The organism is Variovorax sp. KBS0712, assembly GCF_006323185.2.
Lineage (GTDB): Bacteria > Pseudomonadota > Gammaproteobacteria > Burkholderiales > Burkholderiaceae_C > Variovorax > Variovorax boronicumulans.
The window spans coordinates 355,106-367,560 of record NZ_VCCD02000003.1; the positions used below are offsets into that span (position 1 = coordinate 355,106).

General features: G+C 69.2%; 12 protein-coding genes. 3 read left to right on the forward strand and 9 right to left on the reverse strand.

All coding sequences use genetic code 11. From position 1 onward, the window contains the following. Positions 1-10 precede the first annotated feature (10 nt). The 4 genes from otsA to FFI97_RS26425 form a co-directional block, all read right to left on the reverse strand. Positions 11-1,396, reverse strand: coding sequence for an alpha,alpha-trehalose-phosphate synthase (UDP-forming) (otsA, locus tag FFI97_RS26410; protein WP_062481194.1), 1,386 nt, complete (start codon positions 1,394-1,396; stop codon positions 11-13). Continuing rightward, on the reverse strand, positions 1,393-3,315 hold the full coding sequence (locus FFI97_RS26415) for a glycoside hydrolase family 15 protein (RefSeq protein ID WP_139705319.1): 1,923 nt from the start codon (positions 3,313-3,315) through the stop codon (positions 1,393-1,395). Before FFI97_RS26415 ends, otsA begins: the two co-directional genes overlap by 4 nt. Then, the gene (gene otsB / locus FFI97_RS26420; RefSeq protein WP_139705317.1) at positions 3,312-4,103 is read right to left on the reverse strand and encodes a trehalose-phosphatase; all 792 of its coding nucleotides are present in this window, start codon (positions 4,101-4,103) and stop codon (positions 3,312-3,314) included. The genes FFI97_RS26415 and otsB overlap by 4 nt, the downstream gene beginning before the upstream one ends. A gap of 73 nt (positions 4,104-4,176) precedes the next feature. Continuing rightward, on the reverse strand, positions 4,177-5,448 hold the full coding sequence (locus FFI97_RS26425; RefSeq protein WP_139705314.1) for a multifunctional CCA addition/repair protein: 1,272 nt from the start codon (positions 5,446-5,448) through the stop codon (positions 4,177-4,179). Between the two features lie 165 nt (positions 5,449-5,613). Between FFI97_RS26425 and FFI97_RS26430 the strand changes: the two genes are divergently transcribed. Next, positions 5,614-6,351, forward strand: a complete 738-nt coding sequence (locus tag FFI97_RS26430) for an OmpW/AlkL family protein (protein WP_062477953.1) — start codon at positions 5,614-5,616, stop codon at positions 6,349-6,351. Positions 6,352-6,367: 16 nt separating this feature from the next. Here the strand turns inward: FFI97_RS26430 and FFI97_RS26435 are convergent, their stop codons facing one another. From FFI97_RS26435 to FFI97_RS26445, 3 genes are all read right to left on the reverse strand, one after another. Beyond that, a complete protein-coding gene (locus FFI97_RS26435) occupies positions 6,368-7,054 on the reverse strand; it encodes a glutathione S-transferase family protein (RefSeq protein ID WP_139705311.1) in 687 nt (228 codons plus the stop codon). Positions 7,055-7,163: 109 nt separating this feature from the next. Then, positions 7,164-7,721 (reverse strand): MgtC/SapB family protein, encoded by a 558-nt coding sequence (locus FFI97_RS26440; RefSeq protein ID WP_139705309.1) that lies wholly within the window; start codon positions 7,719-7,721, stop codon positions 7,164-7,166. Between the two features lies 1 nt (position 7,722). Continuing rightward, positions 7,723-9,753, reverse strand: a complete 2,031-nt coding sequence (locus tag FFI97_RS26445; protein ID WP_139705306.1) for a lytic transglycosylase domain-containing protein — start codon at positions 9,751-9,753, stop codon at positions 7,723-7,725. Between the two features lie 9 nt (positions 9,754-9,762). On the opposite strand from FFI97_RS26445, the gene FFI97_RS26450 reads away from it, so the two are divergent. Next, the gene (locus FFI97_RS26450; protein WP_095743648.1) at positions 9,763-10,380 is read left to right on the forward strand and encodes a 5-formyltetrahydrofolate cyclo-ligase; all 618 of its coding nucleotides are present in this window, start codon (positions 9,763-9,765) and stop codon (positions 10,378-10,380) included. Positions 10,381-10,386: 6 nt separating this feature from the next. Here the strand turns inward: FFI97_RS26450 and FFI97_RS26455 are convergent, their stop codons facing one another. Next, on the reverse strand, positions 10,387-11,370 hold the full coding sequence (locus FFI97_RS26455) for a LysR substrate-binding domain-containing protein (RefSeq protein WP_062477933.1): 984 nt from the start codon (positions 11,368-11,370) through the stop codon (positions 10,387-10,389). 175 nt (positions 11,371-11,545) lie between these two features. Here FFI97_RS26455 and FFI97_RS26460 point away from each other — a divergent pair, with 175 nt between their 5' ends. Further along, positions 11,546-11,863, forward strand: coding sequence for a DUF2917 domain-containing protein (locus FFI97_RS26460; RefSeq protein WP_062477930.1), 318 nt, complete (start codon positions 11,546-11,548; stop codon positions 11,861-11,863). Positions 11,864-11,961: 98 nt separating this feature from the next. Here the strand turns inward: FFI97_RS26460 and FFI97_RS26465 are convergent, their stop codons facing one another. Continuing rightward, the gene (locus FFI97_RS26465; RefSeq protein ID WP_139705304.1) at positions 11,962-12,378 is read right to left on the reverse strand and encodes a BLUF domain-containing protein; all 417 of its coding nucleotides are present in this window, start codon (positions 12,376-12,378) and stop codon (positions 11,962-11,964) included. Positions 12,379-12,455 lie beyond the last annotated feature (77 nt).

Genomic DNA, 12,455 nt, shown 5'->3' on the forward strand with positions numbered 1-12,455 from the left:
CCCGACCCGATCAGCGCTCGCTCGCCGCCTCGCGCAACGCTTCGAGGAACGTGCGCCGCCACCAGTGGATGTCCTGCGCCCGGATGCGCGACAGCAGCTTCTGGTGCCGCTCACGCCGCTCTTCCAGCGGCATCTGCAGCGCCTGCTGCACCGTCTCTGCCGTGCCGTGCGTGTCGTACGGATTCACCAGCAGCGCTTCCTTCAGCTGCTCGGCCGCGCCGGCGAAGCGCGACAGCACCAGCACGCCGGGGTCGGCCGGGTCCTGTGCCGCGATGTATTCCTTGGCCACGAGGTTCATGCCGTCGCGCAGTGGCGTCACCAACCCCACGGCCGCCGCGCGGCACAGGCCGGGCACGCGGCGGCGCGCCACCATGCGGTGGATGTAGCGCACCGGCATCCAGTCGAGCTCGCCGTAGTCGCCGTTGATGGCGCCGCACAGCGATTCGAGTTCCTTGCGGATGTCGGCGTAGGCATCGACCGTCTCGCGCGTGGGCGAGGCGATCTGGATCAGCGTGGCGCTGCGGCGGTTCTCGGGGTAGTTGGCCAGCAGCTCGCGGAACGAGCGCACGCGCTGGGGGATGCCCTTCGAATAGTCGAGCCGGTCGATGCCCAGAAGCAGCCGGCGGCTCGAGTACTCGCGCTTCATGGTCTCGTACATGTCGCGCGATTCCTTGGCGTGCGTGAGCGCCGCGAACTCGTCCACGTCGATGCCGATGGGGAAGGCGTTGCAGCGCACCGTTTGCCCGTAGGCGCGGTACATGTCGTTGCCCAGGTACTCGCCGTGGGCCTCGTTGCGCACGTAGTGCTCGAAGTGCTGCACGTCCTGCTGCGCCTGGAAGCCGATCAGGTCGTACGAGAACAGCGAGCGCATCAGCCATTCGTGCTGCGGAATGGCCGCGATGATGATCTGCGGCGGCAGCGGAATGTGCAGAAAGAAACCGATGCGCTGCTTGCAGCCCATGGCGCGCAGCTCGGCGGCCAGCGGCATCAGGTGGTAGTCGTGGATCCAGATGATGTCGTCGTCCTTCAGCAGCGGCATCAGCTTGCGCGCGAACAGCTGGTTCACGCGGCGGTAGCCACCGATGAAGCCAGCATCGAAATGCGCCAGGTCCAGGCGGTTGTGAAACACCGGCCAGAGCACGTCGTTGCTGTAGCCCAGGTAGTAGCTGTCGTGGTCGTCGCGGCTCAGGTCGAGCGTGGCGAGCGTCACCTTGCCGGCCTGCTGCTTGTGCAGCTCGCCTTCGCCCGTGGGCCCGCCCTCGACGATCTGCCCGCTCCAGCCGAACCACAGGCCGCCGCTTTGCTGCAGGCTCTCGCCCAGGGCCACGGCCAGGCCGCCGGCGGCGGGCTTGCGTGGATCGGCCACGCGGTTCGAAACAACGACGAGACGACTCATATGCACGAATCCCAGGGAGCGGACAGGCGCACGGCCGCATTGATGATGCCGACCATCGAATAGGTCTGCGGAAAGTTGCCCCACATCTCGCCCGTGACCGGGTGCGTGTCTTCCGACAGCAGGCCCAGCGGGTTGCGCGCGGCGAGCATGGTTTCAAAAATCTGCCGCGCCTCGGCCTTGCGGCCGATCTTGGCCAGCGCGTCGATGCGCCAGAAGGTGCAGATGTTGAAGGCGGTCTCGGGCTTGCCGAAGTCGTCGGCCGCTTCGTAGCGGCGCATGTAGGGGCCGTCGCACAGCGACTTCTCCATCGCGTCGACGGTGGAGATGAAGCGCGGGTCGCGCGCGTCGATCAGGCCCACCTCGACCATCAGCAGGATGCTCGCGTCGAGCTCGTGCCCGCCGAAGCTTTCGGCAAAGGCCTGGCGCTCTTCGCACCAGGACTTGGCCAGGATTTCTTCCTTCATGCGTGCCGCATGGCCGTGCCAGTAGGCCGCGCGTTCGGGCAGCTCCAGCGTGCGCGCGATCTTGGCGAGCCGGTCGCAAGCGGCCCAGCTCATGAGCGCCGAGCTGGTGTGCACGCGGGCGCGCGTGCGCAGCTCCCACATGCCGGCGTCGGGCGTGCCGTACACGCGCACCGCCTGCTCTCCCACGGCTTCCAGGTGCGGAAACTCCGCCACGCCCGCGCGGCTCAGCAGCCGGTGGTCATGAAAAGCCTGCGCCGCGCCGAGCACGATGTTGCCGTACACGTCGTGCTGGAAGTGCTCCTGCGCCTGGTTACCCACGCGCACCGGGCCCATGCCGCGGTAGCCCGGAAGGCCCTCGACGAAGGACTCGGGCAGCTCGCGCTCCAGCCCGATGCCGTACAGCGGCTGGATGTGCTCGCCGTGCGAGCCGATCACCACGTTGCCGAGCCAGCGCAGATAGTCTTCCATCGTGCCCACCTCGCTCAGCGAGTTGAGCGCGCGCACCACGAAGAAGGCGTCGCGCAACCAGCAGTAGCGGTAGTCCCAGTTGCGCTGGCTGCCCGGCGCCTCGGGGATGCTTGTGGTCATGGCGGCGACGATGGCGCCGGTGTCCTCGTACAGCGAGAGCTTGAGCGTGATGGCCGCGCGGATCACCGCGTCCTGGTACTCGAAGGGAATGGCCAGGCGCTTGCTCCAGGTGCGCCAGTAGGCGATGGTTTCCTGCTCGAACTTGCGCGCGGTGTCGGCGATGCCTTCGAGCAGCGTCTCGTCCACGCCGAACATGAAGTTGTACTCGCGCGAGATCACGAAGGGCTGGCGCGACAGGATGTGCGAGATCGACGCGTCGGTGTTCAGCCGCAAGGTCACGTCGGGCCCGACATAGCGGATGTGGTTGCTGCCGCGCGTGACCTCGGTCGGCGCCGAGGCACCCCACTGGAAGCGCGGGTCGAGCGACACGCGGATGCGCGGCGCGCCGGCAATCGGGCGCACGCGGCGCACCATCATGAGCGGACGGAAGTAGCGCGAGCGGCTGTGAAAGCGTGGCGCGAAGTCGGTGATCTCGATGCCCTGCCCCGCGCTGTCGAACAGCTGCGTGCGCAGCACGGCGGTGTTGGGCTCGTACCACTGCTTGCTGGAGGCGAAGTCCTCGATCTCGATGGCCCAGGCGCCGGCCTCCTCGCCGGGGTGCAGCAGCGCGTTGAACACAGGGTCGCCGTCGAAACGCGGCAGGCAGCACCAGACGGCGCGGGCGCGCGCATCGATGAGCGCGCTGTAGGCGCAGTTGCCGATCACGCCGACATTGAGCGAGGGCTCGGCCGGCGGCGCGAAGCCGCGCGGCGGGGCCGCAGCCACCTTCGCGGCGTCGACGGGCGCCTGGTCGTCGGGGCCTGCCGCGCCGGCCAGGGCGTTGCCCGCGCGGTCCTCCGGAGCCTTCGGCAGTTGGTGTTCGCTCATGCGGGCTTCCTCGGTGATGGTGTCTGGGGAGCGGGTGCGGCCAGCAGGTCGCGTGCCTGCACCAGCCATTCGTAGACCGCGCGCGGCGATTCGAGCCGGTGCAGCGCCAGGCTCGGCCCGGCGCCCACCTTGATCGCGACGCCGCCGCGCGGCTGCACGACGGCGAAGCCGCTCTCGTCGGTGGTGTCGTCGCCCGCGAAGACCGGCGTGCGGCCCGCGAACGGCGCTTCGGTCATGAAGGCTTCGATCGCGAGGCCCTTGTTGACGCCCGAAGGCTTGACCTCGAACACGAACTTGCCGTGCATGAGCTCGAGCTGCGGACGGCCTTCGATGGCGCGCGCCATCGCGTCGCGACACACGGCCTCCAGCTGCGGCGCGAGCCGGTAGTGCAGCGCGATGGCGCCGTGCTTGCGCTCGACCAGCAGGCCTTCGTGGATGCGCGCGAGCTCGTTGGCCACGTCCAGGATGGGCACGAGATCGGGCGGGCGCTGCTCCTGCATGCCGCCTTTGGCATCGCGGCGCTGCACGCCGTGCTCGCCGGCCGCGGGCAACCGCAGCGGCGCGAGAAAGCGGTCGATGGCATCGATCTGGCGGCCCGACACCACGGCGAGCGCGCCACCGAGCAGGTCGCGCAGGTCGCTCAGCAGGGGCACGAGGGCGGGCGGCACCTCGATGGCTTCAGGCGTGGCGGCGAGGCCGACCAGCGTGCCGTCGAAGTCGAGAAAAAGGGCGGCGTCCCGGCCCGGCGGAGGTGGCAACTGGGCGTTGCTGCTGGAGGACTTTGGCATTGGGAAAAACCATAGCACGGCTCGCACGCGGCGCGTGTCGGCCAAAGTCCCGGCGTGCGCCGATGGCGAGGATTCAGTCGGCCGTGGCCGGCAACGAGGCCTTCACCGCCGCGATGCGCGCACGGTGGATCGCCTCGCCGATGCGCGGCCCCGCGGCACCGGCCTGCTGCGCCTCGCGCGCCACCACGTCGGTGGCCACGGCCTGGGCCGCCGCGAGCACCGCGAGCAGGCGTGGGCGCTGCGGGTAGGCGGTGTCTTCGAAGCCGAGCCGGCCGCGCGCGTCGCATTCGCAGGCCAGCAGCGCCTCGGCGAAGCGCGCCGGCTTGCGGAAGGCGTCGCAGCGCTCCAGCAGGCGCACCAGCGGCGTCGCGTCGAGCGCGCCGCTGCGGTGGATGTTGCCGTGCTCGCGCGCCACCACCTCGGCCAGCTCGCGCAGCTCCACCGGCACGCGCCAGCGTTCGCACACGGCCTGCAGCAGGTCGACGCTGCGCAGCTCGTGGTTGATGTGGCGCGGCAGCATGTCGGCGGGCGTGGTGCCCTTGCCGAGGTCGTGCATCAGGCAGGCGAATCGCACGGGCAGCGTGGCGCCCAGCCGCGCGCTGGTGTCGAGCACCATCATCAGGTGCACGCCGGTGTCGATCTCGGGGTGGTGCTGCGCCGGCTGCGGCACGCCCCACAGCCGGTCGACCTCGGGCAGCAGCACGGCGAGCGCGCCGCAGTCGCGCAGCACCTCGAACATGCGCGAGGGGCGCGTTTCCATCAGGCCGCGCGCGAGCTCCTGCCACACGCGCTCGGGCACCAGCGCATCGACCTCGCCGGCGGCGACCATCTCGCGCATGAGCGCCATGGTTTCGGGCGCGACGGTGAAGTCGTCGAAGCGCGCGGCAAAGCGCGCCACGCGCAGGATGCGCACCGGGTCTTCGCGGAAGGCGTCGGTGACGTGGCGCAGCACCTTGTCGCGCAGGTCGCGCTGGCCGTGGAAGGGGTCGGCCAGGGTCTCGGGGCGCGCCTCGAAGCTGCCGTCGGCGCCCACGTGCTCGGCGGGCAGCGCGATGGCGTTGACGGTCAGGTCGCGCCGGGCCAGGTCCTGCTCCAGCGTGACGTCGGGCGCCGCATGCACGACGAAGCCGCGGTAGCCCGGCGCGCTCTTGCGCTCGGTGCGGGCCAGCGCGTATTCCTCGCGCGTGCGCGGATGCAGAAACACGGGGAAGTCGCGCCCCACGGGCAGGTAGCCGCGCGCCACCATGGCCTCGGGCGTGGCGCCCACCACCAGCCAGTCATGGTCGGACACGGGGCGGCCCAGCAGCCGGTCGCGCAGTGCACCGCCGACGAGAAAAATGTTCATGAGTGCAGTGTAGGGATACTCTCCCTGCACAAAAAGAACGGTCGTTCGATAATCGCCGAGCGATGCGAACGACCGTTCGCAAATTCGTGTCGCGCGAAGCACCGGTCGCTGGCCGGTGCCCCCGTGCGCGGGGCTGTTTTCAACACCCAAGGAGCATTCACAGCTATGAAGAAACTCACAACAACAGCATCGTTGGCATTGGCGGCACTCGGGGTCCTGGCATCGGGCAGCGCCCTGGCGCAGAACGCGGGCGACTGGGTCGTCGGCACCGGCTGGTTCCACCTGTCGCCGCAGGATTCGAGCAAGCCGCTGACCGTGACCTCGCCCGTGCACAGCGTGCTGGCCGGCTCGGGCGCCAGCGTCACCAACTCGGACACGCTGGGCCTGAACGTCGCGTATTTCATCGACCCCCACTGGGCCGTCGAGGGCGTGCTCGGCGTGCCGCCCAAGTTCAAGCTCAACGGCAGCGGCACGCTGGCGCGCGTGGGCGAACTCGGCCAGGCCCGCCAGTGGAGCCCGACCGTGCTGGCCAAGTACTACTTCAACGAAGGCAACGACGCCTTCCGTCCGTTCGTGGGCCTGGGCGCCACCTACGTCTGGTACAGCGACGTGAAGCTCACGTCGAACCTGCAGGGCGCGCTGGCCAGCCAGTTCCACGTGCGTCCGTCTTCGGTGAACACCACCGCCAAGCTCGACAGCTCGTTCGCGCCCGTGCTCAACGCCGGCGTGGCCTACCAGTTCGACAAGCACTGGGGCGTGTCGTTCTCGGTGTCCTACATCCCGCTGAAGACCAAGGCCAAGCTCACCACGACCAGCATCACCGGCCTGCCGGTGGCGCGCAGCGAGGCGAGCCTGAAGCTGAACCCGATCGTCACCTACCTGGCGGCGACGTACCGGTTCTGACGAAGTCCGACGGGCCTCAGTCGCGTGAAGTGCGATAGGGCTCGTCGAAAGCCACGAAGGTCTTTTCAGCCAGGGCGCCGTCGATCCACGCGGCGACACCCGGCAGGGCCGCCACGCGCGCGATGTACGCGTCGATGGCCGGCGGCACCGGCAGGCCGTAGCCGCGGATGCGCATGCCCACCGGCGCGAAGAAGGCGTCGGCGATGGTGAAGGCGCCGAACAGCATCGGGCCGCCGTGGCGGTCGAGCAGCTCGGTCCACATCTGCACGATGCGGTCGAGGTCTTCCTGCACGCCGGGCTGCTCGGCCAGGAGCCGCGCCCCCACCTCGGGCAGTGAGGCCTCGATGTTCATCGGGCAGTTGCCGCGCAGGTTGGTGAAACCCGAGTGCATTTCGGCGCAGATGCTGCGCGCGCGGGCCCGCTCGGCCACGCCCTGGGGCCACAGCTGCTTCTCGGGGAAGCGCTCGGCCAGGTACTCGGCAATGGCCAGCGTGTCCCACACGGCGAGGTCACCGTCGACCAGCACCGGCACCTTGGCCACGGGGTTGATGGCGCCGATCACGTGCTTGAACTGCGAGGTAGCGTCGAACGAATCGAAGCGCACCATCACCTCCTCGAAGGGAATGCCGGCCTGCGTCATGAGCACCCAGGGGCGCATGGACCACGACGAGTAATTCTTGTTGCCGATGTAGAGCTTGGACATCTGTCAGGGTCTCCGGGTCAGTGCGGGAATGCGGGGCAAAGCCGTCGATGCTAGCCGGGCGGCGGGCTGCGATTGATGACGAAGGCGGCGCGAATTGATGCAGGCCGCTTCAGCGGTCGCCGTCCTGGCGGGATTCGGGCGGGACGATCACGCGCGGGCCGGAGGCGTCCGTGGATGGCTTCACGACGCGTTCGATCAGGCCCACGAGGCGCGGCACCAGCGACAGCACAGCGAGCGCCAGCAGCGCGCTGAACACGGCCGTGACCTCGCGGCCGAGCCCGCAGGCCATGCCGATGGCGGCCGTCATCCACAGCCCCGCGGCGGTGGTGAGGCCCTGCACGTGGGATTCGTCGCGGCCCTGCTTGAGGATGGTGCCGGCGCACAGGAAGCCGACGCCGGCCACCAGCCCCTGGATCACGCGGCTCATGTCGGCCGGCACGATGCCGGTCTGCTGCGGGATCAGCACGAAGAGCGCCGAGCCGATCGCCACCAGCATGTGCGTGCGCACGCCGGCCGCCTTGCCCTGCTGCTCGCGCTCGAAGCCGAGCAGGAAACCCAGCACGGCCGCCAAGAGCAGCCGCACCGAGATGCGCGTGAGTTGCGCGACATCGCCCGCGTCCGAGAATTCGGACGCGACGGTGTCGAGCACCTCGTCGCGCCAGCTCATGTCAGGGGAGGTCCTTGTTGGGCTCGGGCTCGTTGGCGTTGCGCGGGCCCACGCGGCCCAGGCGCTCCTTCAGCGACTGCGGCTTGCCGCTGATGATGGCGGCGTAGTTGGTGGTGTTGGCCAGCACCTTCTTCACGTAGTCGCGCGTCTCGTTGAAGGGCACGTTCTCGGCCCAGATGGCCGCGTCGATCACCGGGCCGTTGCGCCAGTTGCGCGGGCGGCCCGGGCCGGCGTTGTAGGCCGCGGCGGCCAGCGCCATCGAACCGTCGAAGTCGTCGAGCGCGAGCTTCAGGTAGTTGGTGCCGATGGTGATGTTGGTCTCGCGGTCGTTGATCTGGCCGGGCGTGAAGTCGGTCAGGCCGATCTTGCGGGCGGTCCAGCGCGCCGTGGCGGGCATGACCTGCATCAGGCCCGAGGCGCCGACGCCCGAGCGCGCGTCCATGATGAAGCGGCTTTCCTGGCGGATCAGGCCGTAGACGTAGGCCGGGTCCAGGCCGATGTCCTGGCTCTTGCGCAGCACCGTGTCGTGGAAGGGCATGGGAAAGCGCTGCTCGACGTCGATCACGCCCTTGGTGCGCTCGCTGGTGTTGATGCAGCGGTCCCACACCTCGCGCTGGCAGGCCAGGTCGGCGGCGGCCAGCAGGGCGCGGTCGTCCATGCCGCCCTTGTCGTGCAGGTTGGTGGCGTAGTTCCACTCGCGCGTGCCTTCGGAGCGCAGGCCCATGCCGATGGCCTGCAGGCCGCGCTGCAAGCCCGGGTTGGTGCGCGCGGCGTTCTTTTCTTCGGACGTGAGCGGCGCGGGCCGCGTGGCCGCCACGACGCGCTGGCCCAGCTCTTCGAGCGCCAGCATTTCATAGAAGCCGCGCGTGCCGGCGATGCTGGTGTACAGCTCGCGGGCCTGGGCGCGGCGCTCGTCGCCGCCGGCGCTGCTGAGCGCGCGGGCCTTCCAGTAGACCCAGGTCGGGTCTTGCTGGGCGGCGTCGCTCATGGCATTGATGGCGGGCGCGACGTCCTTCCACTGGCTGGCGCGCAATGCGGCGCGCACGCGCCAGCCGAGCATGTCGTCGGACAGGTCGCTGTTCTTCGTGACGTTGCCGAAATAGCTCACGGCCATCGGCGAGAGCTTGTTCGCGGCCGCGCGGCCGATGGTGCCCCAGACCCAGTTGCGCTCTTCGGCGGAGAGCATCGGGCCCCATTTGCCGTCGAGCTGCGCGGCGCCCTGGTCGGGGTCGGCCACCGCGATCTTGATGAGCGCGAGCACCACCAGTTCCTTGCGCGACTTGGCGGCCACGAAGGCGCGGCCGGTGAGGAACTTGGCGGCGCTGGCGTTGACCTCTTCGAACAGCGGCAGCGCATCGGGCGCGGCGATGGTGACGGCGCCGCGCGCGGCGGCGGGCCGGTTGGCCTCGATGGCCAGGCGCGCCTTCTTCCAGGCGTCGTTGGTCGTCATCAGGCGGGCCGCGACCATGCGGTCGGCGGCGGTGAGGCAGCCGTCGTCGCTGTCCTTTTGCGCGAACCAGTTGCGGCGCACCTCGTCGGCCTGCGCCTGCGTGGCCGTGCCGGTGCGCAGCGTGTCGACCAGCACCGCGTAGCAGCGCACCTGGGCGTCGTCGCCCATGCGGAAGCCGGCGATGTTGGCGGCGAAGCCGTCCCAGTCGCGGCGCTGGCCGAGCAGCAGCAGCCAGTCGTTGCGCAGGCGGTCTTCCTGGTAGGTGTTGGGGTAGCGCGCGTAGAAGTCCTGCACCTCGTTGGGCGCGGCCTCCTGCAGGCGGGCCTTGAGCTCCCAGTAGGCGGCCCAGGGTTCGAGCGCGTGGCCGCGGGCCTGCGGCAGCAAGGCCGTGAGACGGGCCTTGTCGCCGCGCTGGAAGGCCTGCTTCATCTGGACCAGCACGTCGTCGTTGGTGTTGTTCTGCGCGGCAGCGAGCTGTTGCGACAGCAGCGCGGCGAGTGCGAGAACGGCGGAAAAAACCAGGGCGGGCGCGCCGCGACGCTGACGAGCGCGCGCGGATGCCAAAATGCTTGGGAACTGCATCGGGGGATTATGGACAAGTCAAAGGATGCCGACACCTCGGCCACGGCGAGTTTTCTGAAGGGTCAACTGCGAAAGGCACTCATCGAGCAGCGTCTGGCGCTGCCCGACCGCCTCGCGCGGGCCGACCTGTTGCAGCGGGTGATGCGGATCTGGCTGGTCGGCCGGCCCGACACCGTGATCGGCGCCTACTGGCCGATCAAGGGCGAGTTCGACCCGCTGCCCGCACTGCATCGCTGGAAGGAAGACGGCGAGCTCATGGAAGAAACGCAGCGCCGCCGCATCGGACTGCCGGTGATCGACAAAGTTCACAAGACGCTCACCTTCCATGCCTGGTACCCGGGCTGCCAGATGGAAGAAGACGCCTACGGCATTCCCAAGCCCAAGGACACCGAGCTGATCGTGCCGACCCTGCTGTTCGTGCCCTGCGTGGGCTACAGCGCCGGCGGCTACCGGCTGGGCTACGGCGGCGGCTTCTACGACCGCACGCTGGCGGCGCTCGAGCCGCGGCCGTTCACCGTGGGGCTGGGCTTCACGAACGGTTTCCTGGAAGACTTCGAGCCCGAGGCGCACGACCTGCCCCTGGACGCCATCCTGAACGACAACGGCGTGGTCTGGCCGACCTCCTGAGCCGGCTCAGTCGAGGTTGTCCACCGTGTCGGGGTCGGGCACCTCGCCGATGGTCTGGCGCGTGGTGACGGCCTGCGCCTCCAGCCAGTCGGAAAAGGCCTTGATCTCGGGCCGCAGCGCATTGCGCGGCCCCGAGATGAGCCAGTAGGCCATCGGCGAATCCAGCCGGTGCTGCGGCAGCACCTCGATCAGGTCGCCGTTGGCCAGGCTTTCGGCAATGAGCGAACTGCGCGCCAGCACCAGGCCCTGGCCCGTGAGCGCGGCCTGCACCATCTGGTACGCATAGTTGAAATAGAGCCAGCGCTTGGGCTGCGCGCGCTCCAGCCCATTGACCTCGAACCAGCGCCGCCACGTGAGCCATTCCAGGTGCGTGCGGTGCGCATCGCCCGCCTCGATGAGCGTGAAGCGGGCGATGTCGGCCGGCGTCTTGATCGGCGGGTTGCTCTTGATGAGCCACGGGCTCGCCACCGGCGTCAGTGTTTCGCCGAACAGCCGCACGGCGCCGGGCGGCATGCCTTCGGGCGGGCCGTAGCGCAGCGCGATGTCCACGTCGGCCACGTCGAGGTCGACCGCGATGTCGCTGGCGTCGATGCGGATGTCGATCTCGGGGTTGTCGCGCTGGAAGGCCTCCAGCCGCGGAATCAGCCACATCGAGGCGAACGAGGCAAACGTGGTGAGCGCCACGCTCTTGCGCCCCGCGCTCTGGCGAATCTGCCGCACCGCCATGTCGATGCGCGGCAGCGCCTGCTGCACCGACAGCAGCAGCTGCGCCCCAGCGCTGGTCAACTCCACGGCCCGCGTGTGGCGCAGGAACAGCGACACGCCCACCTCTTCCTCGAGCGACTGGATCTGCCGGCTCACGGCCGACTGGGTGAGCGCCATTTCCTCGGCCGCGGCGCGGAAATTGAGGTGCCGCGCGACCGCCTCGAAGGCCCGCAGGTGCCCCGCCGAGATGGGCCGGGAGCGCAGGTGGGTTTGCGAATGTTGCATGGGTATGACTTTGGTGTGCGTTCCCGGCGCCCAGTTGATTGATGCGGGAATCGCATCAGTAGGCTACCTCGTTTTCATTGGACCTCCAAGGTCGCAAAAACGATCATTCATTCCCGAACTGCGCCAACCTCTCTGTCTGTCAAAGGCGCTTCGGATCAGCCAAGGAGTCCTCATCATGTCCACCGCCGTCTGCACCAACGAATCGCTCGCTTCCCTGTCCCGTTCCACCCGCACCGCGGCCATTCCGCCGGCCGTGCGCCGTGGCGCCTGGCAGATTGCGCCCGGCGAGGCGATGAGCCTGAAGGCGCGGTCGGCGAGCGTGCTGCGCGTCAAGCAGGGCCGCGTGTGGGTCACGCCCGACGCCACCGCCCACGGCCCCAGCGAAGACATCGTGCTGGCCCCGGGCGAGTCGCTCACCGTGGCCGCCGGCCAGCGCATCGTCATGGAAGCCTGGGATGGCTACGGTGCCACCTACGTGTGGGACCCGGTCTGATCGACCGCCTGCACTCCCGGCTCTTCTGAAAAAAGGCGGCTTCGGCCGCCTTTTTCTTTGCCCGTCGTTTTCGTGCCCCGCCGCCGGGGCCCCGGGGTTCAGCCGCTGATGTCGAAGCTGGCGCGCAATGCCAGGAAGTGCGCCAGCGCGGCCTCCCCGCGCAGGGCCTGCAGGGCCGAGATCGGGTCGGGCCCCTCGCATTCGGCCAGGCCCATGGCAAAACCGGTGTAGCGCCGGGCGGCCAGCGGGCCTTCGTGGACCACCACGAGCGCCACGTGGCGCGGATCGCGCTGCAGCCGCGCCATCAGCCCCTGTACCGCCTCGCGCGGCCCCTCGAAATGCTGGCAGAAGCACTGGCCGTCGAACACCAGCAGGCCGGAAATGCCGTCCTCGGCGTTGCGCGCGCGGGCCTGGGTGACGATCGCGCCCACGGTGGCGGGCGGCAGGTCGGGGGCGAGCAGGCTGCAATAGAGGAATTCGTGCAACGGTTCTGCGGGTGCTTGTTCTTGTGTCATGCGGTGCGAAAGGGGAAGTCGCTTCGAGTCTAGAGGCCCGCCGCACGCCCCGAAATGTCAAAAGACATAGCAACGCG

Coding starts and splice junctions, on each gene's coding strand:
- FFI97_RS26465 (WP_139705304.1), bottom strand. CDS start 12,378: ATGACACAAGAACAAGCACCCGCAGAACCGTTGCACGAATTCCTCTAT.
- FFI97_RS26445 (WP_139705306.1), bottom strand. CDS start 9,753: ATGCAGTTCCCAAGCATTTTGGCATCCGCGCGCGCTCGTCAGCGTCGC.
- otsB (WP_139705317.1), bottom strand. CDS start 4,103: ATGCCAAAGTCCTCCAGCAGCAACGCCCAGTTGCCACCTCCGCCGGGC.
- FFI97_RS26455 (WP_062477933.1), bottom strand. CDS start 11,370: ATGCAACATTCGCAAACCCACCTGCGCTCCCGGCCCATCTCGGCGGGG.
- FFI97_RS26450 (WP_095743648.1), top strand. CDS start 9,763: ATGGACAAGTCAAAGGATGCCGACACCTCGGCCACGGCGAGTTTTCTG.
- otsA (WP_062481194.1), bottom strand. CDS start 1,396: ATGAGTCGTCTCGTCGTTGTTTCGAACCGCGTGGCCGATCCACGCAAG.
- FFI97_RS26430 (WP_062477953.1), top strand. CDS start 5,614: ATGAAGAAACTCACAACAACAGCATCGTTGGCATTGGCGGCACTCGGG.
- FFI97_RS26415 (WP_139705319.1), bottom strand. CDS start 3,315: ATGAGCGAACACCAACTGCCGAAGGCTCCGGAGGACCGCGCGGGCAAC.
- FFI97_RS26440 (WP_139705309.1), bottom strand. CDS start 7,721: ATGAGCTGGCGCGACGAGGTGCTCGACACCGTCGCGTCCGAATTCTCG.
- FFI97_RS26425 (WP_139705314.1), bottom strand. CDS start 5,448: ATGAACATTTTTCTCGTCGGCGGTGCACTGCGCGACCGGCTGCTGGGC.
- FFI97_RS26460 (WP_062477930.1), top strand. CDS start 11,546: ATGTCCACCGCCGTCTGCACCAACGAATCGCTCGCTTCCCTGTCCCGT.
- FFI97_RS26435 (WP_139705311.1), bottom strand. CDS start 7,054: ATGTCCAAGCTCTACATCGGCAACAAGAATTACTCGTCGTGGTCCATG.